General features: G+C 69.7%; 29 protein-coding genes. 10 read left to right on the forward strand and 19 right to left on the reverse strand.

The window, feature by feature from the left end:
* Positions 1-25: 25 nt before the first annotated feature.
* Positions 26-691 (reverse strand): hypothetical protein, encoded by a 666-nt coding sequence (locus AB4Z01_RS03805; protein WP_441690735.1) that lies wholly within the window; start codon positions 689-691, stop codon positions 26-28.
* Positions 692-704: 13 nt separating this feature from the next.
* On the reverse strand, positions 705-2,960 hold the full coding sequence (locus tag AB4Z01_RS03810) for an ATP-dependent helicase (protein WP_441690737.1): 2,256 nt from the start codon (positions 2,958-2,960) through the stop codon (positions 705-707).
* Positions 2,961-3,064: 104 nt separating this feature from the next.
* Here AB4Z01_RS03810 and AB4Z01_RS03815 point away from each other — a divergent pair, with 104 nt between their 5' ends.
* Together AB4Z01_RS03815 and AB4Z01_RS03820 are read left to right on the forward strand one after the other, a co-directional pair.
* Positions 3,065-3,559: a GNAT family N-acetyltransferase gene (locus AB4Z01_RS03815; RefSeq protein ID WP_441690739.1), complete on the forward strand. Its 495-nt coding sequence runs from the start codon at positions 3,065-3,067 to the stop codon at positions 3,557-3,559.
* Complete coding sequence (locus tag AB4Z01_RS03820) at positions 3,552-3,944, forward strand: pentapeptide repeat-containing protein (RefSeq protein WP_441690741.1); 393 nt, start codon at positions 3,552-3,554, stop codon at positions 3,942-3,944. Before AB4Z01_RS03815 ends, AB4Z01_RS03820 begins: the two co-directional genes overlap by 8 nt.
* A 3-nt stretch (positions 3,945-3,947) precedes the next feature.
* Here AB4Z01_RS03820 and AB4Z01_RS03825 read toward each other — a convergent pair whose 3' ends face one another.
* From AB4Z01_RS03825 to AB4Z01_RS03860, 8 genes are all read right to left on the reverse strand, one after another.
* On the reverse strand, positions 3,948-4,466 hold the full coding sequence (locus tag AB4Z01_RS03825; RefSeq protein WP_441690743.1) for a hypothetical protein: 519 nt from the start codon (positions 4,464-4,466) through the stop codon (positions 3,948-3,950).
* Positions 4,467-4,508: 42 nt separating this feature from the next.
* Positions 4,509-5,030, reverse strand: coding sequence for a pentapeptide repeat-containing protein (locus AB4Z01_RS03830; protein ID WP_441690745.1), 522 nt, complete (start codon positions 5,028-5,030; stop codon positions 4,509-4,511).
* A 46-nt stretch (positions 5,031-5,076) separates the two neighbouring features.
* Entirely contained in the window at positions 5,077-6,009 is a 933-nt protein-coding gene (locus tag AB4Z01_RS03835) for a DMT family transporter (RefSeq protein ID WP_441690746.1), read from the reverse strand.
* A gap of 160 nt (positions 6,010-6,169) precedes the next feature.
* Positions 6,170-7,096 carry an ABC transporter substrate-binding protein gene (locus AB4Z01_RS03840; protein WP_441690748.1) on the reverse strand — a complete coding sequence of 309 codons (927 nt, stop codon included), beginning with the start codon at positions 7,094-7,096 and terminating at the stop codon, positions 6,170-6,172.
* 80 nt (positions 7,097-7,176) lie between these two features.
* Positions 7,177-8,172 (reverse strand): ABC transporter permease subunit, encoded by a 996-nt coding sequence (locus AB4Z01_RS03845; protein WP_441690749.1) that lies wholly within the window; start codon positions 8,170-8,172, stop codon positions 7,177-7,179.
* 14 nt (positions 8,173-8,186) lie between these two features.
* The gene (locus AB4Z01_RS03850; protein ID WP_441690751.1) at positions 8,187-9,734 is read right to left on the reverse strand and encodes a sugar ABC transporter ATP-binding protein; all 1,548 of its coding nucleotides are present in this window, start codon (positions 9,732-9,734) and stop codon (positions 8,187-8,189) included.
* Positions 9,715-10,971: an ROK family protein gene (locus AB4Z01_RS03855; RefSeq protein ID WP_441690753.1), complete on the reverse strand. Its 1,257-nt coding sequence runs from the start codon at positions 10,969-10,971 to the stop codon at positions 9,715-9,717. The genes AB4Z01_RS03850 and AB4Z01_RS03855 overlap by 20 nt, the downstream gene beginning before the upstream one ends.
* Positions 10,972-11,152: 181 nt before the next feature.
* On the reverse strand, positions 11,153-11,755 hold the full coding sequence (locus AB4Z01_RS03860; RefSeq protein WP_441690754.1) for a TetR/AcrR family transcriptional regulator: 603 nt from the start codon (positions 11,753-11,755) through the stop codon (positions 11,153-11,155).
* A 156-nt stretch (positions 11,756-11,911) separates the two neighbouring features.
* Here AB4Z01_RS03860 and AB4Z01_RS03865 point away from each other — a divergent pair, with 156 nt between their 5' ends.
* Positions 11,912-12,667, forward strand: coding sequence for an SDR family NAD(P)-dependent oxidoreductase (locus AB4Z01_RS03865; RefSeq protein WP_441690756.1), 756 nt, complete (start codon positions 11,912-11,914; stop codon positions 12,665-12,667).
* A gap of 69 nt (positions 12,668-12,736) precedes the next feature.
* Here the strand turns inward: AB4Z01_RS03865 and AB4Z01_RS03870 are convergent, their stop codons facing one another.
* The 4 genes from AB4Z01_RS03870 to AB4Z01_RS03885 all read right to left on the reverse strand — a co-directional run bounded on the left by AB4Z01_RS03870 (position 12,737) and on the right by AB4Z01_RS03885 (position 16,077).
* Entirely contained in the window at positions 12,737-13,474 is a 738-nt protein-coding gene (locus tag AB4Z01_RS03870) for a class I SAM-dependent methyltransferase (RefSeq protein ID WP_441690758.1), read from the reverse strand.
* A 10-nt stretch (positions 13,475-13,484) separates the two neighbouring features.
* Positions 13,485-14,393, reverse strand: a complete 909-nt coding sequence (gene metF / locus AB4Z01_RS03875) for a methylenetetrahydrofolate reductase [NAD(P)H] (protein ID WP_441690760.1) — start codon at positions 14,391-14,393, stop codon at positions 13,485-13,487.
* The gene (locus AB4Z01_RS03880; RefSeq protein WP_441690762.1) at positions 14,390-15,340 is read right to left on the reverse strand and encodes an ArsR/SmtB family transcription factor; all 951 of its coding nucleotides are present in this window, start codon (positions 15,338-15,340) and stop codon (positions 14,390-14,392) included. Before AB4Z01_RS03880 ends, metF begins: the two co-directional genes overlap by 4 nt.
* 110 nt (positions 15,341-15,450) lie before the next feature.
* Positions 15,451-16,077, reverse strand: a complete 627-nt coding sequence (locus AB4Z01_RS03885; RefSeq protein WP_441690764.1) for an HAD family hydrolase — start codon at positions 16,075-16,077, stop codon at positions 15,451-15,453.
* A 66-nt stretch (positions 16,078-16,143) separates the two neighbouring features.
* Here AB4Z01_RS03885 and maiA point away from each other — a divergent pair, with 66 nt between their 5' ends.
* The 5 genes from maiA to AB4Z01_RS03910 all read left to right on the forward strand — a co-directional run bounded on the left by maiA (position 16,144) and on the right by AB4Z01_RS03910 (position 20,440).
* Positions 16,144-16,785 carry a maleylacetoacetate isomerase gene (maiA, locus tag AB4Z01_RS03890; protein WP_441690766.1) on the forward strand — a complete coding sequence of 214 codons (642 nt, stop codon included), beginning with the start codon at positions 16,144-16,146 and terminating at the stop codon, positions 16,783-16,785.
* Positions 16,786-16,828: 43 nt separating this feature from the next.
* The gene (locus tag AB4Z01_RS03895) at positions 16,829-18,094 is read left to right on the forward strand and encodes an MFS transporter (protein WP_441690768.1); all 1,266 of its coding nucleotides are present in this window, start codon (positions 16,829-16,831) and stop codon (positions 18,092-18,094) included.
* The gene (locus AB4Z01_RS03900; protein ID WP_441690770.1) at positions 18,081-18,971 is read left to right on the forward strand and encodes an amidohydrolase family protein; all 891 of its coding nucleotides are present in this window, start codon (positions 18,081-18,083) and stop codon (positions 18,969-18,971) included. Before AB4Z01_RS03895 ends, AB4Z01_RS03900 begins: the two co-directional genes overlap by 14 nt.
* 78 nt (positions 18,972-19,049) lie before the next feature.
* The gene (gene xth / locus AB4Z01_RS03905; RefSeq protein ID WP_441690772.1) at positions 19,050-19,829 is read left to right on the forward strand and encodes an exodeoxyribonuclease III; all 780 of its coding nucleotides are present in this window, start codon (positions 19,050-19,052) and stop codon (positions 19,827-19,829) included.
* Positions 19,830-19,879: 50 nt separating this feature from the next.
* Positions 19,880-20,440 (forward strand): SOS response-associated peptidase family protein, encoded by a 561-nt coding sequence (locus tag AB4Z01_RS03910; protein WP_441690773.1) that lies wholly within the window; start codon positions 19,880-19,882, stop codon positions 20,438-20,440.
* Here AB4Z01_RS03910 and AB4Z01_RS03915 read toward each other — a convergent pair.
* Positions 20,437-21,429, reverse strand: coding sequence for a quinone oxidoreductase family protein (locus tag AB4Z01_RS03915; RefSeq protein WP_441690775.1), 993 nt, complete (start codon positions 21,427-21,429; stop codon positions 20,437-20,439). The genes AB4Z01_RS03910 and AB4Z01_RS03915 overlap by 4 nt on opposite strands.
* A 93-nt stretch (positions 21,430-21,522) precedes the next feature.
* On the opposite strand from AB4Z01_RS03915, the gene AB4Z01_RS03920 reads away from it, so the two are divergent.
* Together AB4Z01_RS03920 and AB4Z01_RS03925 are read left to right on the forward strand one after the other, a co-directional pair.
* Positions 21,523-22,395 carry a LysR family transcriptional regulator gene (locus tag AB4Z01_RS03920; RefSeq protein ID WP_441690777.1) on the forward strand — a complete coding sequence of 291 codons (873 nt, stop codon included), beginning with the start codon at positions 21,523-21,525 and terminating at the stop codon, positions 22,393-22,395.
* A gap of 109 nt (positions 22,396-22,504) precedes the next feature.
* Positions 22,505-23,242, forward strand: a complete 738-nt coding sequence (locus tag AB4Z01_RS03925; RefSeq protein ID WP_441690779.1) for a response regulator transcription factor — start codon at positions 22,505-22,507, stop codon at positions 23,240-23,242.
* A 6-nt stretch (positions 23,243-23,248) separates the two neighbouring features.
* On the opposite strand, the gene AB4Z01_RS03930 is transcribed toward AB4Z01_RS03925, so the two are convergent.
* From AB4Z01_RS03930 to AB4Z01_RS03945, 4 genes are all read right to left on the reverse strand, one after another.
* Positions 23,249-24,550 (reverse strand): O-acetylhomoserine aminocarboxypropyltransferase, encoded by a 1,302-nt coding sequence (locus AB4Z01_RS03930; RefSeq protein WP_441690780.1) that lies wholly within the window; start codon positions 24,548-24,550, stop codon positions 23,249-23,251.
* 4 nt (positions 24,551-24,554) lie between these two features.
* Positions 24,555-25,043: a CoA-binding protein gene (locus tag AB4Z01_RS03935; protein WP_441690782.1), complete on the reverse strand. Its 489-nt coding sequence runs from the start codon at positions 25,041-25,043 to the stop codon at positions 24,555-24,557.
* A 7-nt stretch (positions 25,044-25,050) separates the two neighbouring features.
* Complete coding sequence (locus AB4Z01_RS03940) at positions 25,051-25,863, reverse strand: enoyl-CoA hydratase (protein WP_441690784.1); 813 nt, start codon at positions 25,861-25,863, stop codon at positions 25,051-25,053.
* A gap of 97 nt (positions 25,864-25,960) precedes the next feature.
* Positions 25,961-26,161, reverse strand: a 201-nt coding sequence (locus AB4Z01_RS03945; protein WP_441690786.1) for a hypothetical protein, incomplete at its 5' end; no start/stop codon positions are given.

Here is a 26,161-nt window from a genome sequence, read left to right on the forward strand (position 1 = left end):
AAGCGTCAGTGTGCCGCCGCTTCCGTCACTGCCCGCCGCTCTTCAGCACCAGCGGCGACAGGTCGGTGATCTGGTCCTTCACCGCTGCGGCCAGCCCGGCCGGGCAGGTGGTGCCGATGCCGGACAGGTTGCACAGGCGCAGATCGTCGATGTCGGCACCGCCGGCGGCGATGGCCTCGGTCGAAAGCGGCAGATGGGCCTTGTCATAGGCCGGCAGCGGCCAGATCCGGCGGGCGATATAGATCGCCTCGCGGCCGACCGCGATGTGCAGCAACTGCATCTCGCCCTGGCCGTCGCTGATGCGCTTGGTGCAGCCGAGCGCGGTGCGGACGGTGCCTCCCGGGTCGGTCCGGACCTGGCCCTCGACGACGTCGTCGCAGGCTTGCTTCAGGGCCTCGGCGCTGTCGCGGATGAACTCGGCCGGATCGCTGTTGCCGAGCCCGCCGATGCGGGTCACGGTGATGCTGCCGTCCACGGCCCTGGCCGGGTCATCCTTGCGCCATTCGACGATGGTGGTGCTGCCCTCGGTGCCGGCGAAGCTGCGGGCCCAGCCGGACGGCAGGGTCAGGGCCAGGATCTCGCCATTGCCGCCGGGCAGGACCAGCGTGCTGCCCGTCTCCGCCGCGGCCGCGCCGGACACGGCCAAACCGGCGAGCAGCGCCAGCGCCGCGCCTCGAACCATCATCCTCATATGCTTGTCCTACTCAGCCTGCTTCGGCGGCGGGGACGACGAAGCTGTCCATCACCCGCTTCTCGCCGGAATGCTCGAAGGCGATGGTCAGCTTGTCGCTGTCGACGCTGCGGACGTCGCCATAGCCGAACTTCTGGTGGAACACACGGTCGCCGACAGCGAACGCACGGGCGGGGCGCGGCCGGGACTGCACCTCGTAGCCGCTGCCTTCGATCACCGTCGGAGCACGGCGCATGAAGCCGCCCTGCGGCGGTGCCGTCCACAGCCGGGTCGGCGCCGTCTCGGCGAAGCGGCCATAGCCGGTGTCGCCGAAGCCGGTCTCCGAGCTCACCTCGACATGGGCGTCCGGCAGCTCGCCGACGAAGCGCGAGGGCAGGGCGGTCTGCCACTGCCCGTGGATGCGGCGGTTGGCGGCGGCGGAAACATAGGCCCGGCGCTTCGCCCGGGTCAGCCCGACATAGGCCAGGCGCCGCTCCTCCTCCAGCGCCGCGATGCCGCCGTCGTCGAGGGCGCGCTGGTTCGGGAACACCCCTTCCTCCCAGCCCGGCAGGAAGACATGGGCGAATTCCAGCCCCTTGGCCGCATGCAGGGTCATCAGCGTCGCCTGCTCGCCGGTCTTTCCCGTCTCGTTCTCCATCACCAGGCTGACATGCTCGAGGAAGGCCTGGAGGGTCTCGAAATCCTCCATGGCGTTGATCAGTTCCTTGAGGTTGTCCAGCCGGCCGGGCGCCTCGGGCGATTTGTCGGCCTGCCACATGGCGGTGTAGCCGCTCTCGTCCAGCACGGTCTGGGCCAGTTCGACCTGCGAGGCCTGCTCCGCCAGGCGGCGCCAGCGCTCGAAATCGCCCATCAGGGCGCGCAGCGCCCCGCGCGGCTTGGGCTTCAGCTCGTCGGTCTCGATCAGCCTGAGGGTCGCCTCGGTCAGCGCCACACCCTGGGCGCGGGCGACCGTGTGCAGCATCTGCACGGTGGCGTCGCCCAGCCCGCGCTTCGGCACGTTGACGATGCGCTCGAAGGCCAGGTCGTCATCCGGCTGCGCCACCACGCGCAGATAGGCGATGGCGTCGCGGATCTCCTGCCGCTCATAGAAGCGCGGGCCGCCGACCACGCGATAGGGCAGGCCCAGGGTCAGGAACCGCTCCTCGAACTCGCGCATCTGGAAGCCGGCGCGGACCAGCACGGCGACCTCGTTCAGCCCGACCTGCTGGCGCTGCAGCCGCTCGATCTCGTCGCCGACCCAGCGCGCCTCCTCCTCGCCGTCCCAGACGCTGCGGACGATGACGGTCTCGCCGCCCTCCGCCTCGGTGAACAGGGTCTTGCCCAGGCGGCCCTGGTTGTGCGCGATCAGCCCGCCGGCCGCGCCCAGGATATGGCTGGTGGAGCGGTAGTTCTGCTCCAGCCGGATCACCGCGGCGCCCGGGAAGTCCTGCTCGAAGCGCAGGATGTTGCCGATCTCGGCGCCGCGCCAGGAATAGATCGACTGGTCGTCGTCGCCGACGCAGCACAGGTTGCGGTGCTTCTGGGCCAGCAGGCGCAGCCACAGATACTGCGAGACGTTGGTGTCCTGGTACTCGTCGACCAGGATGTAGCGGAACCGGTCCTGGTAGTCGGCCAGCACCGCCGCATGCTCCTGGAAGATGGTCAGGTTGTGCAGCAGCAGGTCGCCGAAATCGCAGGCGTTCAGCGTGCGCAGCCGCTCCTGATAGGCGGTGTACAGCTGCAGCATGCGGCCCTGCGCCACCTCGCCGGCATCGGCCGGCTTCAGCTTGGCCGGCGTCAGGCCGCGGTCCTTCCAGCGCTCGATCACGCCCAGCAGCACCCGGGCCGGCCAGCGCTTCGAATCGATGCCGTCGGCCTCGATCAGCTGCTTGATCAGCCGGATCTGGTCGTCGGTGTCGAGGATCGAGAAGTTCGAGCGCAGCCCCGCCAGCTCGGCATGCCGGCGCAGGATGCGGGCGGCCAAAGCGTGGAAGGTGCCCATCCACCAGCCCTCGGTCGGGGTGCCGAGCAGGTGGGCGACGCGCTCGCGCATCTCGCGGGCGGCGCGGTTGGTAAAGGTGACGGTCAGCACCTGGCTCGGCCAGGCCTTGCCGGTCGACAGGATATGGGCGAGGCGGGTGGTCAACACCCGGGTCTTGCCGGTGCCGGCGCCGGCCAGCACCAGCACCGGGCCGTCCAGCGTCTCGACCGCCTGGCGCTGCGCCGGGTTCAGATTCTGCAGGTACGGCGGCTCGAAGCCAGCCGGCATGTTCCGGGAAAGTTCGACCATGTGTTGTCTATAGCATGACCGGGCTGCGCCGAAACCGCTGGCGTCGGGTTGACGCAGCCCGGAGGCGCGTCGAGGATCGCCGCGACCCGAACCGAGAGCCTGCCATGACCGACCTCGTGATCCGCCCCGCCGAGCCCCGCGACGCCAAGGAAATCCTGGCGATGATCACCGAGCTGGCGGTGTTCGAGAAGGAGCCCGACGCGGTGCTGGCGACCGAGGCCGACCTGCTGCGCGACGGCTGGGGGCCGACCCCGAAATTCGAGGCGCTGATGGCCGAGCGCGGCGGCCAGATCCTCGGATTCGCCCTGTTCTTCTCCAGCTACTCGACCTGGGAGGGGCGGGAGGGAATCTATCTCGAGGACCTCTATGTCCGCGACGCCGCCCGCGGCCTCGGTGTCGGCCGGGCGCTGATCGCCCGGATCGCGCAGCTGGTGGCGGCGCGCGGCGGCAAKCGGCTGGACCTTTCGGTCCTGACCTGGAACCCGGCGCGGGAGGTCTATGACCGGCTGGGCTTCGAGCACAAATCGGACTGGACCGGCTACCGCCTCACCGGCGACGCGCTGGCGGCGTTGGCGGGAGAGGGCCGAGACGATGGCTGACCAGCAGGCACAGCCGCCCGGGTATCGGCCATCGGCATCGGCCGAGGAGCTGCTCCGCCGGTATCAGGCAGGCGAACGCTGGTTCGCCGGAACCGAGCTGCCCGACGGCGCGGTGTTTCGGGGCGCTGACCTGTCGGGCGCCAATCTGCGGGCCTGCTGGTTGAGCGATGCTGACTTTCGCGGCGCGGATCTGCGGGGCACGGCGTTCGACGGCTCGAACCTGAAGCTGTCCGATTTTCGCGATGCGGATCTGAGCGGCGCGTCCCTTCGCGAAGCCCTGCTCTGCGGAGCCAAGGTGCGCGGCGCGAGGATCGAGGGTACCGCCGTCGACGGCGCGACGTTCTACGGCGCACCGCTCGTCAGCCTCGGCGATCTTCCCGGATAGGCGCTACCGGCTCCGCTGCCGGAAGTATTCCAGGATGATGCAGAGGACCACCGGCACCAGGTTGAGCGCGACGATCGTCCCGGACAGCCCGGTGTCGAGATAGAAGCCGAGCGACAGCGCTCCGCGGAACGGGTCCAGGCCGATGCCCCAGGATGGCGTGATCGACATCGCCGTGGCGCCGGCGACCAGTGTCACCGGAAGCCGCGCGATCATGTGGAAGTGATAGGCGATACCGGCGGTGTAGAGGATCGGGATCTGGCTGGCCTGGACCAGCAGCGACAGGGCATAGCCGAGGGCGCGGCGGTTCCACAGCAGGGCGCCGGCGGCGATGCAGAGCAGCATCAGCAGCGCCGCGGCCAGCAGCACCAGCCATTGCGTCACGGCGATGATCGCCGGCCCGTCGCGATAGATCCGCTCGCCGATCTCGGTCAGGCCGGCAACGCCGCCGACGATCTGGATCACCGCGATGACGCGGTCGAGGGGAAGGGCGGGACGCCGGGTGGAACTGCCGGTGCTGGTCATCGCTTCGCTCGGTTCATGCTTCGGGGGACGCGGCCCGCCGGGCTATTCGCACAGCCCGATCGAGCCTTCGGCGCAGATCTTGGCGCCGTCGGTCCAGGTGGCGCCGGACAGGTCGGCGCCGCGGAACACGGTGCCGCGCAGATCGGCCCCGGTCAGGGTGGCGCCGCGCAGCCTGGCACCGACGAAGCGGGCATTGCGCAGGTCGCTCTTGCTCAGATCGGCGCCGGTCAGGTCGGCATCGGTGAAGTCGGAATTGCCGAGGCGCGCCGAATCCAGCTTGGCGCCCTTCAGGCTGGCATTGCTGAACCTGGCGCCATAGGCCTCGGCGCCGGTGAAGATCGCTTCGTCCAGCACCGCCCGGGTCAGGCTGACCTCGCGCAGCTGCGCGCCGGTCAGGTCGATGCGGCTGAGCGGCCGTTCGTCCAGCAGGCAGCGCCGCCAGTTGACCCCCGGCGCCGCGGCGTCGGTGCAGCCGGCGATCGCCGCCGCGGCCGGGCCGAGCAGCAGGGCGATGGACAGAGCGAGGGCCCGGGCGACTCGGGAGCCGAAGGATGCGACCGACATGGCCGGACAGTCTCCGATCCCCGGATTCAGCGCAAGGGCGCCGAAGTCACATCGATTTGCCGACCGGGCGGACGATCCGGCGCTGCCGCTCGCGGAAGGCGATGAACAGGGCGGAGCCGACGATCACCGCGGTGCCGAGCAGCTCGATCGGGGTCGGGAACTCACCCCAGGCGAGGAAGCCGAGGCCGAGAGCGAAGATCAGCGAGGCATAATCGAACGGCGCGATCACCGAGGCCGGGGCCAGCTGATAGGCCTTGGTCATCAGGATCTGGGCAATGCCGCCCAGCACCCCGACCGCGACCAGAATCGGGATGTCGATCAGGTCGGGCCAGACGCCGATGAAGGGCAGGGTGACGGCGCCGGCGATGGCGCCGGACAGGGTGAAGTAGAAGACGATGGTGACGTTCGATTCGGTGTCCGCCATCTTGCGGATCGAGACCATGGCGAAGGCGGTGGCCAGCGCCCCGCCGAGCGCCACCAGGGCGCCGAGAGAGATGCCGGTGGCGGGGCTGGGATGCACCACCAGCAGCACGCCGATGAAGCCGATCACCACCGCGCTCCAGCGATAGATCCGCACGGTCTCGCCGAGCAGCGGGATGGCGAGGATGGTGATGAACATCGGCGCGGCGTAGCCCAGCGCCGTCGCCGTCGCCAGCGGCAGCAGGCTGAGTGCGGTGAAGCCGCAGAACATCGAGACCAGGCCGGAGCCGGAGCGGCGCAGATGGCCGCCCAGCCGCTCGGTGCGCAGCACCCGCCAGCCGCCGAGGCGATGCACCAGCCACAGCACCGGGATCATGGCGAAGAAGCTGCGGACGAAGACGATCTGCCCGACCGGATACTGGTCGCCGAGCTGCTTGATCAGCGCCGACATGCAGGTGAACAGGGCGGCCGAGGCCAGCTTGTAGCCGATGGCGGGCAGAATGGAGGCAGGGGCCGCTTCGTCAGCGGACCCTTTCGGTTCGGCCTGGGAGATCGTCATCGGAAACGGGCCCCGTTGCGGCTCGATCGTTCCTCCAGAGTTACGCCGGAGGACTCGGCAGGGCCATGGCCGATCGCGCCGGGGCTGCCATGCACGGCAATGTCGGAAAGGACGCCTGGATTGGGTCCGCAGTCCGCGGACCCAATCCAAACGGCGCGGCTTACTCTCCGGTCCAGCCCTTGTAGTCGTTGACGTTGTCGCGGGTGACGAGGGTCGAGGGGATCAGGGTCGGGTCCTTCTCCGGCTTCTGGCCGTTGAGCAGACCGACGCCCTCCTGCACCGCCTTGCGGGCCATGAAGAACGGGTCCTGGGCCGAGGAGGCCTGCACCAGGGTGTTGCCCTTCAGCGCGGCGACGATGTCCGGCGCGCCGTCGACGGAGGTGATGACGATGTCGCTGCGGCCGAGCTGCTTGGCGGCCAGGTCGGCGCCGATCGCGGTCGGGTCGTTGATGGCGAACACGCCGTCGATCTTCTCGAACCGGGTCAGCAGGCTCTGCATCACCGACAGGCCGCCGTCGCGCGAGCCCTTGGCGTCCTGGTCGCCGGACAGGATCTTGAGGTCCGGCAGCTTGTCCCAGACGTTGTGGCAGCCCTTGACCCGGTCGGTCACGGCCGAGACCTGGGGGCCGTTGACGATGACGACGTTGCCCTTGTTGCCGAGCTTGTCGGCGATGTACTTGCAGGCGATCTCGCCGGCCTGGACGTTGTCGGTGGTCACCGTGGCATCGGCGCCCTCCGCCGCGGTGTCGACCGCGACCACGATGATGCCGGCGGCCTGCGCCTTCTTGATCGCCGGGCCGATCGCCTTCGGATCGCCCGGGTTGAGCAGGATCATGTCGACCCCGGCGGCGATGAAGTTGTCGATCTGAGTGAACTGCTTGCCCAGGTCGTAGTCGTAGCCGACGGCCTGGACCTCGACATTCGGGTTGGTCTTCTTCGCCTCGAACTCGGCGCCCTTGGCCAGGGCGGTGAAGAACGGGTTGCCCATCGAGCCGAGCGAGACGCCGATCTTCTTGAGATCCTTGGCTTCGGCAACGCCGACCGAAAGCGCCAGCGCGACGCCGGCGAGCAGGATGTGTTTCAGCACGTAATTCCTCCCCTGGTCTGTGCGATTGGAGCCGGCGGGCGACCAGAGGTCCCGCCGGCCCGTTCCGGAAAACGGGAAACTCAGGTGCGGGCCGATCCCTGCAGGCGCAGGCGGTCCAGCGCGACGGCGCCGATGATGATCAGGCCCTTGATGATGTACTGCCAGACGTCGGGCATCCCGACCAGGATCAGCCCGTTCGACAGCACGGCGATGATCAGCGCGCCGATCAGCGTGCCCCAGATCGAGCCGATGCCGCCGACGAAGGAGGTGCCGCCCAGGATCACCGCGGCGATCGCGTCGAGCTCGTAGCTGGTGCCGAGCTGGGTGCCGTTGGCGGCATAGAGCCGGGCCGCCGACATCACCCCGCCGAGCCCGGCGAGCAGGCCGGAGGCGCCGTAGACGAACAGCAGCACCCGCCAGACCTTGATGCCCGACAGCCGGGCTGCGTCCGGGTTGCCGCCGACCGAATAGATGTGCACGCCCAAGACCGTCCGCCGCAACACCAGCCAGGACAGGACGATCACCAGGAAGGCGATGATCACCAGCCACGGCACGCCGAGCACGGTGGCGTTGCCGATGAAGTCGAAGGGCAGGGACGGGTTGAACACGGTGGTGTCGTCGCCCAGCAGCCGGGCGATGCCGCGCACCGCGGTCAGCGACCCCAGCGTGACGATGAAGGGCGGCAGGCGCAGGAAGGCGATAAGCCCGCCATTGGCGAGGCCGAAGACGAGGCCGCAGAGCAGGCCCAAGGGGATGCCGAGCAGGCCGGCATCCGGGATCAGCGACCCGATGACCGCGACCATGGCGGCGGCGGCCAGGATCGAACCGACCGACAGGTCGATGCCACCGGTCAGGATGACGAAAGTCATGCCCGCGGCCAGCACGGTGTTGATCGAGGCCTGCTGCATCACGATCGAGGCGTTCTGCCAGGAGGCGAAGCGGCCGTTCATGGCGTAGAAGGCGATGCACAGCAGAATTAGCACCGGCAGCATGCCGACGGTCCGGATCAGGCCCTGGATCATGAGCCGGCGTTCGGCGTCGCGGTTGATGTCGGAGGTTGCGGCGTTGTCGGCCATGGAATGACGATCCCTTACTGGACGGTGACGGGGTCGGTGATGCCGGTGGCGAGGGCCATGATCGCCTCCTGGGTCAGCGGGCGGCCGGAGGCGCCGCCGGCCTCGCCCTCGATCCTTCCCTCGCGCATCACCAAGGCGCGGTCGGCGATGCCGATCACCTCCGGCAGTTCCGAGGAGATGACGATGATGCCGATCCCGGCCTTCGCCAGCCCGTCGATGATGCGGTAGATCTCCGACTTGGCGCCGATGTCGACGCCGCGCGTCGGCTCGTCGAGGATCAGGATGCGCGGCTTGGTCTCCAACAGGCGCGACAGCAGCACCTTCTGCTGGTTGCCGCCGGACAGCGCGCCGACCGTGACCTCCGGATTGGCCACCCGGATCTTCAGGGCGGCGATGGCGTCGCGGGCGCGGACCTTGGCGCGGGCGCGGTCGAGCACGCCGCCAGGGCTAGCATCGGTGCCGCAGACCACGAGATTGATGTTGTCCTGCACCGACATGTCGAGGAACAGGCCCTGGCCTTTCCGGTCTTCGGTCAGGTAGGCGATGCCGGCGGCGATCGCGTCGCCCGGTCCGTGGATCTGCAGCGGCTTGCCCTCGAGGCTGACCTCGCCCGTGGTCTTCGGCTCGGCGCCGAAGATCAGCCGCGCCAGCTCGGTGCGGCCGGAGCCGACGAGGCCGGCGATGCCCAGCACCTCGCCCTCGTGCAGCTCGAAGCTGCAGCCGCGCACCCGATGCCCGTCGCTGATGTCGCGGACCGCGAAGATCACCCGGCCGGCGCTCTGATGCGCGTCATGCTCCTTCTTGTAGAAGCCGGAGATGTCGCGCCCGACCATCATCTTGACCAGCGCCTCGGCGGACAGGCCGTCGCGGTCCAGCGTGCCGACATAGCTGCCGTCGCGCAGCACCGAGACGCGGTCGGACAACTCGTAGATCTCCGACATCCGGTGGCTGATATAGATGATCGCCAACCCTTCGGCCTTCAGCCGGCGGATCAGCTCGAACAGCCGGTCGGTCTCGCGCGCCGACAGCGCCGTCGTCGGCTCGTCCATCACCAGGATGCGGGCCTGGGCGTGAATGGCGCGGGCGATCTCGACCAGCTGGCGCTCGGCGATCGACAGCGTGCCGACCAGCGTGGTCGGGCGGAAGCCGGCGCCCAGCCGCTTCAGCACGTCCTCGCAGCCGGCCAGCATCGCCTTGCGGTCGACGAAGGGGCCGGATTTCGGCTCGCGGCCGAGATAGATGTTCTCCGCCACGCTCAGATTGGGCGACAGGCTGAGCTCCTGGTAGATCACGGCGATGCCGAGCTGCTTGGCGGCGAGCGGCCCGGCGATCGTCACCTCGCGGCCGTCGAGGCGGATGGTGCCGCCGGCATCGGCCTGGTAGGCGCCGGACAGCACCTTCATCAGGGTCGACTTGCCGGCGCCGTTCTCGCCCATCAGGGCGTGGATCTCGCCGGGATAGACAGTCAGGTCGACCCGGGTCAGCGCCTTCACCCCCGGGAAGGTCTTGGAGATGCCGTGCATCTCCAGGATCGGTGTGGGGCTAGTCTGCGGCTGCAGCATGGTCGCGCCATCCTCTCTCGTCGGCGCTGCGGGTCAGGATCGACGCCCGCGGCGAGAAGCTGAAGAACATCGGCAGGCTGGCGGCGCCGATGGCGCCGGCATCGCAGCCGAAGGAGCCGTGCAGCAGGCGCGGCGGCTGGCCGGCCTCCGGCACGGTGGCGGCCAGCCGCGCCTGCAGCCGGCCAATCAGGGCGTCGATCAGCCCGTCGTCGATGTCGGCGTCGATGATCACGCTGCGCACCTCCAGCAGAGCGGTGGCGGACCAGATCGCGTCGGTCAGGGCGTCGACGCAGTCCTCGACCCATTCCGCCACCGGTGGCCGGCCGGTGGCGATCGCGGTCTTCAGGTCGGCGCGGCCGCCGCCGGCCAGGCCGTGGAAGGCGAGGTGGCGCGACAGCGCATTCAACGAGGCCCGGGTCAACAGGATGTCGCGGCCGTCGACGGGGGAGGGGGCGGAGGCGAGGCGCCCCGGCCCGACCGGCAGCAGCGCCACGTCGCCGGCATTGCCGGTCGGGCCGCGCAGGCAGTCGCCGCCCAGCACCACGCCGCCGCCGATGGCGGGGCCGATGAACAGGTACAGGAAATCGTCGATGCTGCGGCCGATGCCGTAGAACAGCTCGGCCACTGCGGCGGCGGTGCCGTCGTTCTCGCCGAAGACAGGCAGGCCCGTCGCCGCCTCCAGCATCGCCGGGAAATCGACCGTGTCCCAGGCCGAGAAATCGGCCGATGGCAGGTCCAGCTGGTGCAGCCAGGCGCCGAGATTGTAGGGCTGGGCCAAGCCGATGCCGGCCAGCTTCGGCCGGTCGGCGGGGGCGAGGACGGACAGCAGCTCCTCCACGTCACGGCGAGCGATGCGCAGCGCCTCGGCCGGGGCGGGCAGCAACTGGTCGTGGCTGCGGCGGGCGATCACGGCGCCGCCGAAATCGATCAGCACCGTCTCCATGCTGCGCCGGTCCAGCCTTACGCCGATGCCGTAGGCGCCCTTCGGCGCCAGCCGGTACAGGGTGGCGGGCTGGCCGCGGCCGCCGTCGTGCCGCTTGCCGAGCGAGACGATCAGCCCGTCCCGTTCGAGTTGTGCGATAATGCCGCCGATCGCGGTGTTGGTCAGGTCGGCCAGCCGGGCCAGCTCGGCCTTCGACGCCTCGCCGGCGCGGCGCAGGGTCTGCAGCACCAACCGCTCATTGTAGCGGCGGAGCTGCACTGAATTCGTGCCGCGGCGGATGGCGGACCGTCGCACTTCCTTCCTCTCCTCCCGGGCGCGTTAATTAATTGAACGTGATGGAATTAATCCCGGCGGCCTGTCCGCGTCAAGGGACATTTTCTCTCGCTTTTGATCTGGTTCCCGACAGGAGCTTGTCGAAAACGCAAACAATTGCATCGTTGCGTCGCAACGCCCGAGGGAAGGCAGGCCGCTTATATCATGACGTGGCCGTGGAACTCCCGGTCGGCCACGTGGACAGCGCCTGCTCGGCAACAGCCTCCAGCATCTCGCGGCTGAAGCCGGCCTTGGCCTGCACCGCCATGCCGTGGGTGACAGCCATCACGAATGCCGCAAGGGCATCGGATCTGGCCGTGTCCGGCAAGTCGCCCTCGGCCTTCGCCCGTTCGAAACGCTCACGAATCTGCGCCTGAGCCGTCGCGCGAAACTCGATCAGCGCCTGCCGCACAGGTTCCGCCTCATCCGATCCCGCCAGGGCCCCATTGATGCCGAAGCACCCCGGATGGTCGGGAAAGCGCGTGTTGAGGTCGGCTGCATTGTACAGGATATGCGCAGCGACCTGCCGCGCCGTGGGGAGCTGAAGTGCCTCCGGAACGTAGCCCAGATATCGCTCGGTATAGCGAGCCAGGGTTCGGCGGAAGAGCGCTTCCTTGTTGCCGAACGCGGAGTAGAGGGCGGGTCGCTCGACGCCGGCAGCCTCGGTCAGGTCGCTGTAGGAAGCGCCCTCATAGCCCTTGCGCCAGAAGACGCACAGCGCAGCATCGAGCGCTTTCTCCACGTCAAATTCGCGATGGCGCCCCATCAGGCCAGTCCGATTTTTTCCATAATGGTCATTACTAAACCGCTTGACAGCCGTTGTCGAGATTTCATACCAATCGTTATCGTAACGCACATTACGAAACCAACGGCCGCTCGCTAGGTTCGGTCGGCGGTCTGATCGCGCACAGAAGGGATCCTCATGTCCAACATGTTGAAGAACAAGGTCGCTCTCGTGACCGGCGGCTCGCGCGGGCTCGGCGCTGCCGTGGCGGAGGCGCTAGCCGACCATGGGGCGGACGTCGCGATCAGCTACGTCGCGTCGGCTGCGAAGGCCGAAGCTGTGGTCGAGAAGCTCAAGGCGAAGGGTGTCCGGGCTCTCGCGATTCAGAGCGACCAAGCCGACACGGCTGCGGCCAAACCGCTGGTCGCCAAGGTGGTGGCCCATTTCGGCAAGCTCGACATCCTCGTCAACAACGCCGCGATCGCCGTGCAGGGCAAGACAGTCGACGATCCCGATCTGGACACGGTCAATCTCGACCGCCAGTGGCAGATCAACGTCATGGGCGCGGTGGCGACCACGCGCGCGGCAGCGCTGGTGCTGCCGGATGGCGGCCGGATCATCTTCATCGGCTCCCTCCTGGGCAGCCGCATCCCATTCGCGGGCGTTGCCGACTATGCGGGAACCAAGTCCGCCATCGCCGGATATGCGAAGGGCGTCGCCCGTGATCTCGGCGGACGCAATATCACGGTCAACATCGTCCAGCCCGGCATCATGCCGACCGACATGGCGGCAGCGGTGCGCGACAAGCTGCCCGACGCGATCATGGACCTGCACCCGATCCGCCGGATCGCGACGCTCGAGGAGGTGTCGGCCCTCGTCTGTTTCCTGGCGGGTCCGAACGGGGGCTACATCACCGGCGGCGTGATCGACGTGGCCGGCGGCCTGCAAGTCTGAGCCTCGAAGGTCAGCCCGCAGGGGCGTGRCCATCCAGCGGTATCGGCCGCTGGATGGCCCCTTCTAAACTCAAGGAATGCTCCGCGCCTCGTCATGACGGGGAACCGGCAGCTCGGCGATCCGCCACAGGCCCAGCGCCTTGTCGCGGTAGGCGCCGCTCTCCTCGGTGCAGCCCTCGACGATGATCCGGTGCGGCGCCGGCAGGCCGAAGGGTGGGCGCTGCAGGTTCAGTGGCCGCCAGTCGCCGTCGGCGATGGTGCGGTTGCCCTGCAACTCCAGGAAGGTGGTGGTCAGCAGCCAGGTCGAGCCGGAGCGGCGGAGATTGGCGAAGGCGGCGGCGATGCTCTCGGCCGAGAGGTGCACCAGGCAGTCGCGGCACAGCACGACATCGGCCTTCGGCAGCGGGTCGCGGGTCAGGTCCAGGCGCAGGAAACGGCGCCGGCCGGTCTCGCCGTAGCGCACGATGTTCTTGGCGACCAGGTCGGCGACGATGTCGCCGCCGGCATAGGCGATGCCCTCGAGGTCGACGCGGCTCATCCAGCCGAAATCGCCACAGGGCAGGTCGAGCAGCGAGGCGGCGCCGAGCTCGCGCAGCAGGGCGGGGATCGCGGCGCGCAGCCGGGCGGTGCCGTCGAGGCCGGAGCCGAGGCCCGAGCGCGATTCCTCGGCGCCCCAGACATTGTTGCGCCAGATGTAGTCGAAGGTGTCGGCCAGGCCGAGGTCCTTCAGGGCCCCGGTGTGCCGGCGGTAAACGCGCTGGGCCAGCGCCTCCGGCCGATCGGCGTCGGAGAGCGGCTTATCGGTCATCGCGGAACTTTCAGGCGGCGCAGGCCTGGGCGCGGCGGGGACGGATGCCGAGGAAGCGGCAGATCGCCAGGGTCAGCTCGGCCCGGTTCAGGGTGTAGAAGTGGAACTCCTCCACCCCATGCGTCTGCAGCAGACGGCACTGCTCGACCGCGACCGAGGCGGCGACCAGCTGGCGCGTGTCCGGGGTCTCGTCCAGCCCCTCGAACAGCATCTCCAGCCAGTCCGGGACGGCCGCGCCGCAGGCTGTGGCGAACTCCTTGGTCCGGGCGAAGTTGGTGATCGGCAGGATGCCGGGCACGATCGGCAGGCCGATGCCGGCTGCGGCGGCGCGGTCGCGGAAGCGGAGGAAYGCTTCGGTGTCGAAGAAGAACTGGGTCAGCGCCCGGTCGGCGCCGGCATCGGCCTTGCGCTTCAGGTTGTCCAGGTCGAAATCGGCCGAAGGCGCCGCCGGATGCGTCTCCGGATAGGCCGCGATCGAGATGTCGAAGTCGGCGATGCGGCGCAACCCGGCCACCAGGTCGGCGGCATAGGCGTAGCCGTCCGGCCGCACCTCGTAGGGCGCGCCGCCGGGCGGGTCGCCGCGCAGGGCCACGATGCGGCGGATGCCAGCGGCCCACAGGGCGCGGGCGACGTCGTCGATCTCCTCGCGCGAGGCGCCGACGCAGGTCAGGTGCGAGGCGGTGGGCAGGCCGCTGCCGTCCTGGATCTTGGTGACGATGCCGAAGGTGCGGTCGCGGGTCGTCCCGCCGGCACCATAGGTGACCGAGACGAAGTCCGGCGCCAGCGGCGCCAGCCGCGTCACCGTCTCCATCAGCGTCGCCTCCGCCGCCTCGCTCTTCGGCGGGAAGAATTCGAAGCTGACGATCGGGTCGCGACGGCCGGCCTCGGCCGACGCGTTTGCATGGAAGGTCGTCGTCATGCCGCGGCTCTCCGTTGTGCCGCCCGCCGGGCGGGCCAGATGGTGACGGTGAGGGGGGCGCCGGGCAGATGCACCGGCGGTTCGGTCTCGAAGCCGGCCCGCTGCAGCCAGCGGGCGAAGATGTCGTCGGGGAAGCCGAGCCAGCGATGGGCGTGCTCGCTGCGCAGGTTCTCGACGTCGTGCGGGGCGAAATCGGCGACGACCAGCCGGCCGCCGGGGCGCAGCACCCGCGCCGCCTCGGCGATCGCCGCGGCCGGATCCTCCAGATGATGCAGCACGTGGTGCACCAGTGCGACATCGAAGGATTCGCCGGGCAGCGGCAGCTGGTACAGGTCGCCCTGGCGCACCTGGCAGCGGCGCTGCAGCCCGGCGCGCTCGATATTGGCGCGAGCCACCGACAGCATCTCGCGCGACAGATCGATGCCGACCGCGCGGCGCACCCTTTCGCCCAGCAGGATCAGCATGCGGCCGCTGCCGGTGCCGAGGTCCAGCAGGTCGCCGATCTCGCCGGGCGGCAGCAGGTCCAGAATCGCCTGCTCGACCGCGCTGTCGGCGATGTGCAGGGTGCGCAGGTCATCCCAATGCGAGGCGTTGTCGCGGAAATAGCCGGCGGCCATCTCGGCGCGCTGGCGCTTCACCGCCTCCAGCCGCTCCAGGTCCAGCCCCACCGTGGCATCGGCGTCGGGGATCAGGTCGACCAGGCTGCGTGCCAGCTCGGCCACGGCGCCGCTCTCGGCCAGCCGGAAGAAGGCGAAGGTGCCTTCGCGGAAGCGGTCCAGCAGCCCGGCCTCGGCCAGCAGCTTGAGGTGGCGCGACACGCGCGGCTGGCTCTGACCCAGGATCTGCGTCAGGTCGGTGACCGACAGGTCGCCGTGGGCGCACAGCATCAGGATCCGAAGCCGTGTCGGCTCGGCCGCCGCTTTCAGCCCCTGCAGCAGACGCTCCACGACCCTCAGGCCTCCCGCTCAGCACCACACATGAGAGCCACGATACCAAACTCCCAGTAAGACATAAACATGTCTTTATGTGTTTGTGACGAGGCGCGGACTCGGCCGCCCTACAGCGCTCCCATCTCGACCAGCTCCCGCCGTGCCTGCTCCGGCGATTCGAAGTGGATCGCGCGCATGCCGACGGCGCGGGCGCCGATGACGTTGCCGGGGTTGTCGTCGATGAAGATGCAGTCGGCGAGATCCAGGCCGAAACGGCTTTCGAGCAGCCGGTAGATCCGCGCATCCGGCTTCAGCAGCTTCTCATGGGCCGAGACGATGACGCCGTCGAACCAGCCCAGGAACGGCCATTTCGTCAGGGCCAGGGCGAACTTCTCGGCCGAGAAGTTGGTGATGGCATAGACCTTGTCGCCGCGGTTCTTCAGCCCCTTCAGGATCTCGACCGTGCCCTCGATGACATGCGGCACCATCTCCTCCCAGCGCTCGTCGAAGGCGCGGATCAGGGGTTCGTGATGCGGGAACTCCGCGACCTTCGCCGCGATTGCCTCGGCGAAGGGCGTGCCGCCGTCCATCGACAGGTTCCAATCATGGGTGCAGACTTCGCTTAGGAATGCTTCCATCGCCACCTCGTCCGCGAACAGCTTGCGATAGAGATGCCGCGGGTTCCACTCGAGCAGCACGGCACCGATGTCGAAGACGACGGTGGGGCGCCCCGAGGGCGGGTGTGACGAGGACATGGCAACTGGCTCCGCTTCGGGCTATGTGGATTCGCTGGTAGCACGCGGGGAAAGCTGACCCAAGCCATGAAGCTGCACACCTATTACCGCTCATCCGCCGCCTTTCGGGTCCGCATCGCCATGGCGCTGAAGGGGCTCGACTACGATTCGGTGTTCCACCATCTGCGCCGGGGCGAGCAGGCGGTGGAGCCCTATCGTTCGCTGAACCCGCAGAAGCTGGTACCGGCGCTGGAAGGTGAGGGGCCGGTGATCACCCAGTCGCTGGCGATCATCGAGTATCTGGAGGAGACGCATCCCGCGCCGCCGCTGCTGCCGCCGGACCCGGCGGGCCGTGCCCGGGTGCGGTCGATCGCCCTGTCGATCGCCTGCGAGATCCATCCGCTCAACAACCTGCGCGTGCTGCGCTACCTGCGCTCGCCGCTCGGCCATGACGAGGCGGCGATCGAGGAATGGTACCGGCACTGGGTGGCCGAGGGGCTCGGCGCGCTGGAGGCCCAGCTGTCGCGGTCGCCGCAGACCGGTGCCTTCTGCCACGACTCCATGCCGACCATCGCCGATTGCTGCCTGATCCCGCAGCTGTACAACGCCCGCCGCTTCGACTGCGACCTCAACCCGTATCCGACGCTGCTCGGGATCGAGGAGCGGGCGGTGGCGCTGCCGGCCTTCGCCGAGGCGGCACCCGAGCGCCAGGGCGACGCCGAGGCCTGAGAGCCGACCTCCGCCGGATGCGGCGGCAATGACGAGGGCCCGCATGACGACCGAGACGAGCGATACCAGCCCGACCGCCTGGTTCCAGGAGATGTCGCCGCCGGAGCGGCGGACCTTCTGGGCCTGCTTCGCCGGCTGGGGGCTGGACGCAATGGATGTCCAGATCTACTCCTTCGTGATCCCGACCATCATCGCGCTGTGGAGCCTGACCAACGCCCAGGCCGGCCAGATCGCCACCGTGACGCTGCTGTGCTCCGCCGTCGGCGGCTGGGCCGCCGGGCTGCTGGCCGACCGCATCGGCCGGGTGCGGACGCTGCAGCTGACCATCCTGTGGTTCTCGGTCTTCACCTTCCTCAGCGGCTTCGCCCAGAGCTTCGAGCAACTGCTGATCGCCCGCGCCTTGATGGGCTTCGGCTTCGGCGGCGAATGGGCCGCCGGCGCGGTGCTGATGGGCGAGGTGATCCGGGCCGAGCATCGCGGCAAGGCGGTGGGCACGGTGCAGTCGGGCTGGGCCATCGGCTGGGCCATCGCGCTGATCGCCAAAACGGTGTTGTTCCTGGCCTTCGACCCGTCCGTCGCCTGGCGCTACCTGTTCTTCATCGGCATCGTGCCGGCGATCCTGGTGTTCTTCCTGCGCCGCTTCGTCGACGAGCCGCCGGTGTTCGCCGAGACGCAACGCCGGATCGCCGAGACCGGCGACCGGCCCGGCCTCCTGGAGATCTTCTCCGGCCCGGTCTTGAAGATCACCATCCTGACCTCGCTGCTGACCACCGGCGCCCAGGGCGGCTACTACGCCATCACCACCTGGCTGCCGAGCTACCTCAAGGGCCAGGGCCTGTCGGACATCGGCAGCAGCGGCTATCTCGCCGTGGTCATCGCCGGGTCGTTCACCGGCTATCTCGTCGGCGCCTACCTGGCCGACCGGATCGGGCGGAAGATGCTGTTCTTCGTGTTCTCGGCCTGCGCCATCGTCATGGTGTTCGCCTATACCAGCCTCAACCTGAGCAACGAGGTGGTGCTGCTGCTGGGCTTCCCGCTCGGCTTCTTCGGCTCCGGCTATTTCAGCGGCGTCGGCGCCTTCCTGACCGAGCTGTTCCCGACCCGGGTGCGCGGCTCCGGCCAGGGCTTCGCCTATAATTTCGGCCGCGGCGTCGGTGCCCTGTTCCCGATGCTGGTCGGCACGCTCAGCGCCAGCATGCCGCTGGGCCGGGCGATCGCCATTTTTGCCATCGGTGCTTACGCCCTGCTGTTCATCGCCGCGCTGGCCCTGCCCGAGACCAGGGGGAAGACCCTGCATGCCGATGGCTGAGCCGCTGCCCACCGCGCCGCTGTGCCAAGGGCCAGATCCGAAGCCGCGGTCGCCGCGCCGGATCACGCTGCCCGACGGGGCCTGCGACACCCATGCCCATGTCATCGGCGGGCCGCCCGGCTATCCCTTGGTCGGCAGCCGCAGCTACACCCCGCCGGAGGCGCCGCCGGCCGCCTATCTCGGCATGCTCGACGCCGTCGGCATGGCCCGCGGCGTGCTGGTCCAGGTCAGCGTGCACGGCACCGACAACCGGCTGATGGTCGAGACGTTGCGGGCCAACCGCGCCCGGCTGCGCGGCATCGCCGTGGTCGGGGCCGATGTGCCCGACGCCGAGCTGGCCCGGCTGAAGGAGGCCGGCGTGGTCGGGCTGCGCCTCAACGTGCTGTTTGGCGGCGGCATCGGCTTCGACCAGCTCGAGCGGCTCGGCGACCGCTGCTGCGAGCTCGGCTGGCACCTGCAGTTTTTGCTCGACGCCCGGACCCTGCCGGAGCTGGCGCCGCGGCTAGAGCGGCTGCCGGTGCCCTTCGTCGTCGACCATATGGGCCACATGCCGGTCTCGGCCGGGATCGACCATCCCGGCTTCCAGGCGCTGCTCGGCCTGCTGCGGCGGGGCAGGGGCTGGATCAAGCTGTCCGGCGCCTTCCGGGTCTCGACGGCGGGTCCGCCCTATGCCGACACCATCCCATTCGCGCGCGCCCTGGTCGAAGCCGCACCGGACCGGATGGTGTGGGGCAGCGACTGGCCGCATGTCGCCCATCCCGGCGTCATGCCGAATGTCGGCGACCTGCTGGATCTGCTGGCCGACTGGGTGCCCGACCCGGCGCAGCGCGACGCCGTCCTCGCCGCCAACCCGGCGCGGCTGTACGGGTTCGGCTGACCGGGCCGTGGCGGCGTCGCGGATCGGGACCGGCCGCGGACCGGTTGATACCGGCGTGATGGTGCAGCCCGGCAGGCCATGAAAGTCGCGACCTTCAACGTCAACGGCATCAACGGCCGCCTGCCGGTGCTGCTGCGCTGGCTGGCCGAGGCCGCGCCGGACATCGTCTGCCTGCAGGAGTTGAAGGCGCCGCAGGGCAGGTTCCCGATCGCCGCGATCCGCGCCGCCGGCTATGGCGCGATCTGGCACGGCCAGAAGGGCTGGAACGGCGTCGCCATCCTGGTGCGCGGCGCCGACCCGATCGAGACGCAGCGCGGCCTGCCGGGCGATCCCGACGACAGCCACAGCCGCTACATCGAGGCGGCGGTCGCGGGAATGCTGGTCGGCTGCCTCTATTTGCCGAACGGCAACCCGGCGCCCGGTCCGAAATTCGACTTCAAGCTGCGCTGGTTCGAGCGGCTGGGCGCCCGCGCCGCCGAACTGCTCGCCACCGGCGCCCCGGTGATGCTGGCCGGCGACTTCAACGTCATGCCGACCGACCTCGACGTCTACAAGCCGGAGCGCTGGGGCGACGACGCGCTGTTCCGGCCGGAGGTGCGGGAGGCGTTCCACAGGCTGCTGGCGCAGGGATGGACCGACGCGCTGCGGAGGCTGCATCCCGGCGAGCGCGTCTACACCTTCTGGGACTATTTCCGGAACGCCTATGCCCGCGACGCCGGCCTCAGGATCGACCATTTCCTCGTGAGTCCTGTGCTGGCCAAGCGGCTGAAGGCGGCCGGCGTCGACCGGCATGTTCGCGGCTGGGAGAAGGCCAGCGACCACGCGCCGACCTGGATCGAGCTCAAGAAGGCCCGGTAAGCTGACGGGAAGGGAGGGCGACGCCGATGTGCAACGAGTACAGCTCGAGAGTGGACGTCGCGACCGTCAACCGGGACTTTGCGGCGGCCGGGGTCGAGCTCCGCGCCTCCGAGGGCACGCCGAACCTCGAGGCCCGGGACAGCATCAGGATCACGGACTCCGCCCCGATCATCCGCATGGTCGAGGGCGGGGCGGGCCACCTGGTGCAGCGGCGCTGGAGCTGGCCGGGACCGGGGGGCAGGCCGGTCTACAACTTCCGCTCCGACGGCCGCGAATTCGCCACCGGCCGCTGCCTGATCATCGCCGACGGCTTCTACGAGTTTACCGACCCGGCGGAGTCGGGGAAGAAGCGCAAGGACAAGTGGCTGTTCACCAGGGCGGGAGAGCCGTGGTTCTGCATCGCCGGGATCTGGCGGGCCGCGCCCGACGTGGGGGAGGCCTTCACCATGCTGACCACGGCCCCCGGGCCGGACCTCGCGCCCTATCACGACCGCCAAGTCGCCATCCTGGACCGCGCCGACTGGGTCGCCTGGCTGGACCCGGCGGTGTCGGCGAAGACTCTGCTGAAGCCGCTGCCGGCCGGAAGCCTGGCGGTCGAGCAGGTCGGCTAGGTCTGCAGCAGCACCGAGCCGCTGGTGCGGCCGGCTTCCAGCGCCCGATGCGCCTCGGCCGCTTCTGCCAGGGGGTAGACGGCACCGATAAGGGGCCGCAGCCCGGCCTCGACCTCGGCCAGCACCTCGGCCGCGGCGCGGGGATAGACCACCGGGTCGGGCAGGTAGTGGCGCAGCACGCTGGGCCGGGCGAGGGCGATCGACCGCGCCGGCCCCAGCTCGCCGACATCGATCGTCGGCAGGCTGCCGCCGACCTGGCCCAGGCTGGCGATCAGGCCGTAGGGCGCCATGGCGTCGAAGGTCCTGAGCAGCGTGTCGCCGCCGACGCCGTCGATCGCCATGTCGGCGCCGAGCCCGCCGGTGGCCTCGCGCACCGCGGCGACGAAATCGGTCTCGCGGTACAGGATCACGTGGTCGACGCCATGCGCCTTCGCCACCTCCGCCTTGCGGGCATCGCCGACCGTGCCGATCACGGTGGCGCCGCGCCGCTTGGCCCATTGCGTCGCGATCACGCCCACGCCGCCGGCCGCGGCCTGGATCAGCACTGTGTCGCCGGGGCGCAGCGGCCGCACCCGCTCGAACAGCATATGGGCGGTCAGGCCGCGCACCAGCACCGCGGCGGCGACGTCGAAGCCGATGGCATCGGGCAGGCGGATGGCGCGCTCGGCCGGTAGCAGGCGGCGCTCGGCATAGCTGCCGGCGGGCAGCCCGGCATAGGCGATGCGGTCGCCCTCGCGCAGACCGGTCACGCCCGGTCCGACGCGCTCGACCGTGCCGGCGCCCTCGACCCCCAGCCCGGCCGGCAGGGCCGGCTGACCGTACAGTCCGGTGCGGTGGTAGATGTCGACGAAATTGACCCCGGCGAAGCTCTGCCGGACGAGGATCTCGCCGGGCCCGGGCCCGGGCTCGGCCTGGGCCACGGTGTCGAGCGACAGCACCTCGGGCCCGCCGGTGGCGTGCAGACGGATGGCGCGGGTGGTGGTGGACATGCGGCCTCCTTGGTTCGGTCGGCCGAAGATGGCTCCGTCACGATCCGTTCGGAAGTCGGGGAAGTCGCACGCGATCCGTGCAAGACTGCACGGATGGAATGGGGTGACGTCCGCTACTTCCTCGCTCTGGCGCGGGCCGGCACGCTGTCGGCCGCCTCGCGCCGGCTGGGCGTGGAGCACACCACCGTCGCCCGCCGGGTCGACGCGCTGGAGGCGGCGCTGGAGACGCGGCTGTTCGACCGGCTGCCACGCGGCTGGCGCCTGACCGCGGAGGGCGAGCGCCTGGTCGACGACGCGGCGAGGCTGGAGGAGGAGGCGCTGGCCTTCGCCCGCCGCGCCACCGGCGGCACCGGCGTTGCCGGCCCGGTCACGGTCTCGGCTCCGCCCTTCCTCGCCAACCACTTCCTGGCGCCGCGGCTGGGGCCGGTCCTGGACGCCCATCCCGGCATCGTGCTGACCCTGGTCGGCGAGAAGCGGGCGGCGCTGCTGGGCCAGCGCGAGGCCGATATCGTGTTGCGCCTGTCGCGGCCGACCGAGCACGGCGCCGTGGGTCGCCGGGTCGGCACCATGGCCTTCGGCCTCTACGCCGCGCCGTCCTATCTGGCGGGCCGGCCGCCGGAGGATTGGGTGTTCCTGGGCGACGACGAGTCCTCGGGCGAGCTGCCGCAGCATCGCTGGATGCTGGGCTTCGCCGGGCCGCGGCCGCTGGTGCTGCGCAGCAACGACATGACGACGCTGTTCCAGGCCGCCCGCGCCGGAATCGGCATCGCCGCCTTGCCCTGTTTCGTCGGCGAGGGTGATGCCGGCCTGGCCTGCGTCGAGACCGACCGCGACGGCGTCGGCAGCCGCGAGATCTGGATCGGAATTCATGAAGATCTCCGCCGATCGCCGCGGATGCGGCTGGCGATGGATGCGATCGCCGCAATCTTCACTTGCGAGCGCCGGCTGCTGCAGGGTTCCGCATAGCAGACGCGCAGCGCGGTCCCGGCTCCGCCGTCAAAAGAACAAGAATTCTGCCCCAGTGTTGGGCCTCGGTGCGGGGCTTTCCCGACTTCTCTTCACGCGCGTCGCTGACATGCTCGATGACATCAGATTCGCCGACTTGATCGGCCAGGCCTATGACGCGGCCCTGGGCCAGGAGGACTGGGCCGTCATGCTGGAACGCCTGTCGGGCGTGCTCGGCGGGGATTCCTCCGTCATCCTGCAGCGCGCGGCCCGGCCGGGGCGGCCGGGGCAGGCGGTCCGGGTCCGCGCCGATCCCGACTATGTGCCGCTGTTCGACCGCTATTACCGCGACCTGTGCCCGATCCTGCCGATGCTGGCCGGGCTGCCCAGCGGCTCGGTCTTCGTCGATTTCATGATGATCCCGGAAGTGGCCCTGATGCGGACCGAGTACCGGACCGACTATGCGCTGCCGCAGGACCGCTACAGCAGCCTGTACTGGACCGAGGCCGACGACCGCGGTGCCGGCACCTACCTGACCATATGGCGGTCGCGGCGCCGGCCGGGCTGGGACATGGAGCAGGTCCGGCTGCTGCGGCATCTCGGGCCGCACCTGTCGCGGGCGCTGATGATCGAGCGCCACCTCGCCGGCACGGCCGCTGCGCCGGGAGCCGGCGCGCTCAGCCCGCGCGAGCGGGACTGCCTGGCCCAGGTCGCCCGTGGCCGGTCCAGCAAGCAGATCGCCCGCCTGCTGGACCTGTCGGCCTACACGGTCGACGAGTATGTGGCGTCGGCCATGCGCAAGCTCGGCGCGGCCAGCCGCACCGAGGCCGTCGCCCTGGCCCTGAGCCGCGGATGGCTCAGGGCCTGACGGCGATCACACCCCCGTCGCCGCCCGCAGCGCCTGGTCGAGGTCGGCGATGATGTCGCCGACCGATTCCAGGCCGATCGACAGGCGGATCACCTCCGGCCCGGCGCCGGCGGCCTTCAGTCCCTCCGGCGTCAGCTGGCGGTGGGTGGTCGAGGCCGGGTGGATGATCAGCGACCGGGCGTCGCCGATATTGGCCAGGTGGCTCAGCAACTCGACCCCCTCGACCACCTTCACGCCGGCGTCGAAGCCGCCCTTGACTCCGAAGGTGAAGACCGCGCCGGCGCCGCGCGGCAGGTACCGCTTCGCCAACTCGTGGTATTTCGACGACGGCAGGCCGGCATAGTTCACCCACTCCACCGCCGGGTGGGTCGTCAGGAACTCCGCCACTTTCTGCGCATTCTCGACATGCCGGTCCATGCGCAGCGACAGCGTCTCGATGCCAAGCAGGGTGAGGAAGGCGTTCAGCGGCTGCTGGTTGACGCCGAGGTCGCGCAGGCCCACGGCATGGCCGTAGAAGGTGTAGGCCAGGTCGCCGAAAGTCTCGTGGAAGCGCAGGCCGTGATAGCCCGGCTCCTCGCCCGTCAGGCCCTTGAACTTGTCGGACTGAGCCCAGTTGAAGCGACCGGAATCCACCACCACGCCGCCGATCGAGGTGCCGTTGCCGGACAGGAACTTGGTGGTCGAATGGACCACGATGTCGGCGCCGTGCTCGATCGGGCGGTTCAGGTAGGGCGTCGCCATGGTGTTGTCGACGATCAGCGGCACGCCCAGATCGTGCGCCACCTTGGCGATCGCCTCGATGTCGCTGACCACGCCGCCGGGGTTGGCCAGGCTCTCGATGAAGATCGCCCGGGTCTTGTCGTTGGCGGCGCGGCGGATGTTGTCGGGGTCGTCGGCATCGACGAAATGCGTGGCCCAGCCGAAGGCGCGCTTGAAGCTGTTGCCGAGCTGGTTGATCGACCCGCCATACAGCTTGTTGGCGGCGACGATCTCGGCCCCCGGCTCCATGAACGGGAACAGCGCCAGCAGCTGCGCGGCGTGGCCCGAGGCGGTGGCGATGGCGCCGACCCCGCCCTCCAGCGAGGCCAGCCGCTCCTCCAGCACCGACACGGTCGGGTTGGTCAGCCGGCTGTAGATGAAGCCGAGCTTCTGCAGGTTGAACAGCGAGGCGGCGTGGTCGACATCCTCGAACACGTAGGAGGTGGTCTGGTAGATCGGCGTCTGCCGCGCGCCGGTGGTCGGGTCCGGCCGCGCGCCGGCATGGATCGCCAGCGTATCGAAGCCCGGGCCGCTGTTGCTGTCGGACATTTCCTCACCCTTTTCGCTGAATTTTCGACGAGATTACGCGCGACGAGGTGCCCATCCAGCTCAGCTCGCCGTTCAGCCGCGCCCATTCGATCTTCGGACAGCGGTTCATCACCACCTGGATGCCGGCGGCCTCCGCCTTCGCCGCGGCGGCGTCGTTGCGCACGCCGAGCTGCATCCAGATCACCTTGGGCTTGACCGGCAGGGCCAGCGCCTCGTCCACCACCCCCGCCGCGGCCTCGCTGTTGCGGAAGATGTCGACCATGTCGGCCGGCACCGGCACGTCGGCCAGGCGGGCATAGACCGTCTCCTTCAGGATGGCCTGGCCGGCGACGCCCGGATTGACCGGGATGACCCTGTAGCCCTTGCCCTGGAGATAGGTCATGGCGAAGTAGCTGGGGCGGTTCCAGTTCGGGCTGGCGCCGACCATGGCGATGGTCTTCACCCCGCGCAGGATGCCGCGGAGATAGGCGTCCTCGTAGCGCTCGTGCTCCATCTCGACGTCAGCGCCCCTGCCAGACGGGCGGGCGCTTTTCCAGGAAGGCGTCGATGCCTTCCTCGGCGTCGCGGGCCAGCATGTTCCGCACCATCACCTCGCTCGCATATTCATAGGCGCCCTGCAGCCCCAGCTCGGCCTGTTCGTAGAAGGCCTCCTTGCCGATCGCCAGGGTCAGCGGCGACTTGGCCGCGATCTGCCGGGCCAGGGCCATCGTCTCCTCGGCCAGCCGGGCAGCCGGCGCCACCCGGTTGACCAGGCCCAGCTCGCGCGCCCGGTCGGCGGTCACGGCGTCGCCGGTCAGCAGCATCTCCATCGCCGGCTTGCGGCCGACGGCGCGCGACAGCGCGACCATGGGGGTGGAGCAGAACAGGCCGATATTCACGCCCGGCGTGGCGAAGCGCGCCTCGGACGAGGCGACGGCGAGGTCGCAGGTGGCGACCAGCTGGCAGCCGGCGGCGGTGGCCATGCCCTGGACCTGGGCGATCACCGGCTTGGACAGGCGCGTGATGGCCAGCATCAGGGCCGAGCACTCGGCGAAGACGCGCTCGTAATGGTCGCGGCCCGGGTCGGCACGCAGTTCCTTCAGGTCGTGGCCGGCGCAGAACACGGGGCCGGACGCCGCCAGGATCACCACCTTGACCGACTCGTCCTGGCGGATCGCCTGCAGCTCGGTCTCCAGCGTCAGCATCAGCGCCAGTGACAGGGCGTTGCGCGCTGCCGGGCGGTTCAGGGTCAGCACGGTGACGCCGTCGGCATCCTGCCGCAGCAGCAGGGCGTCTTCCGCCTGGGAGGCGGTGGGCAGCGGGTCGGCGGACATGGCGGTTCCTCGGGTCCGGTCGGTGCGGCACGCACTCTACCCCGACGCCCGGAGGATGAAACAGCCGCGATGTCACCTCCGCCCCGCCGCCCGGCCCTTATCCGGTGTCGGGTGCGGTTTTGGTGTGGAGCCAGGGATGGGGGTCGATGCCGAGGGAGCGTGAGAGGCGCTCGGCGATGGTGTAGGTGGTCTCGGTATCGAACCATTTGATGACGTCGGCTTCCTGCAGCCGGACCGCCAGCCCGGCCTTGAGCCCCGGGATGCGGGCCGGGTCGAGCGTGGCGACAGCCCGCTGGAC

This window comes from Inquilinus sp. YAF38, assembly GCF_052113205.1.
Taxonomy (GTDB): Bacteria; Pseudomonadota; Alphaproteobacteria; order DSM-16000; family Inquilinaceae; genus Inquilinus.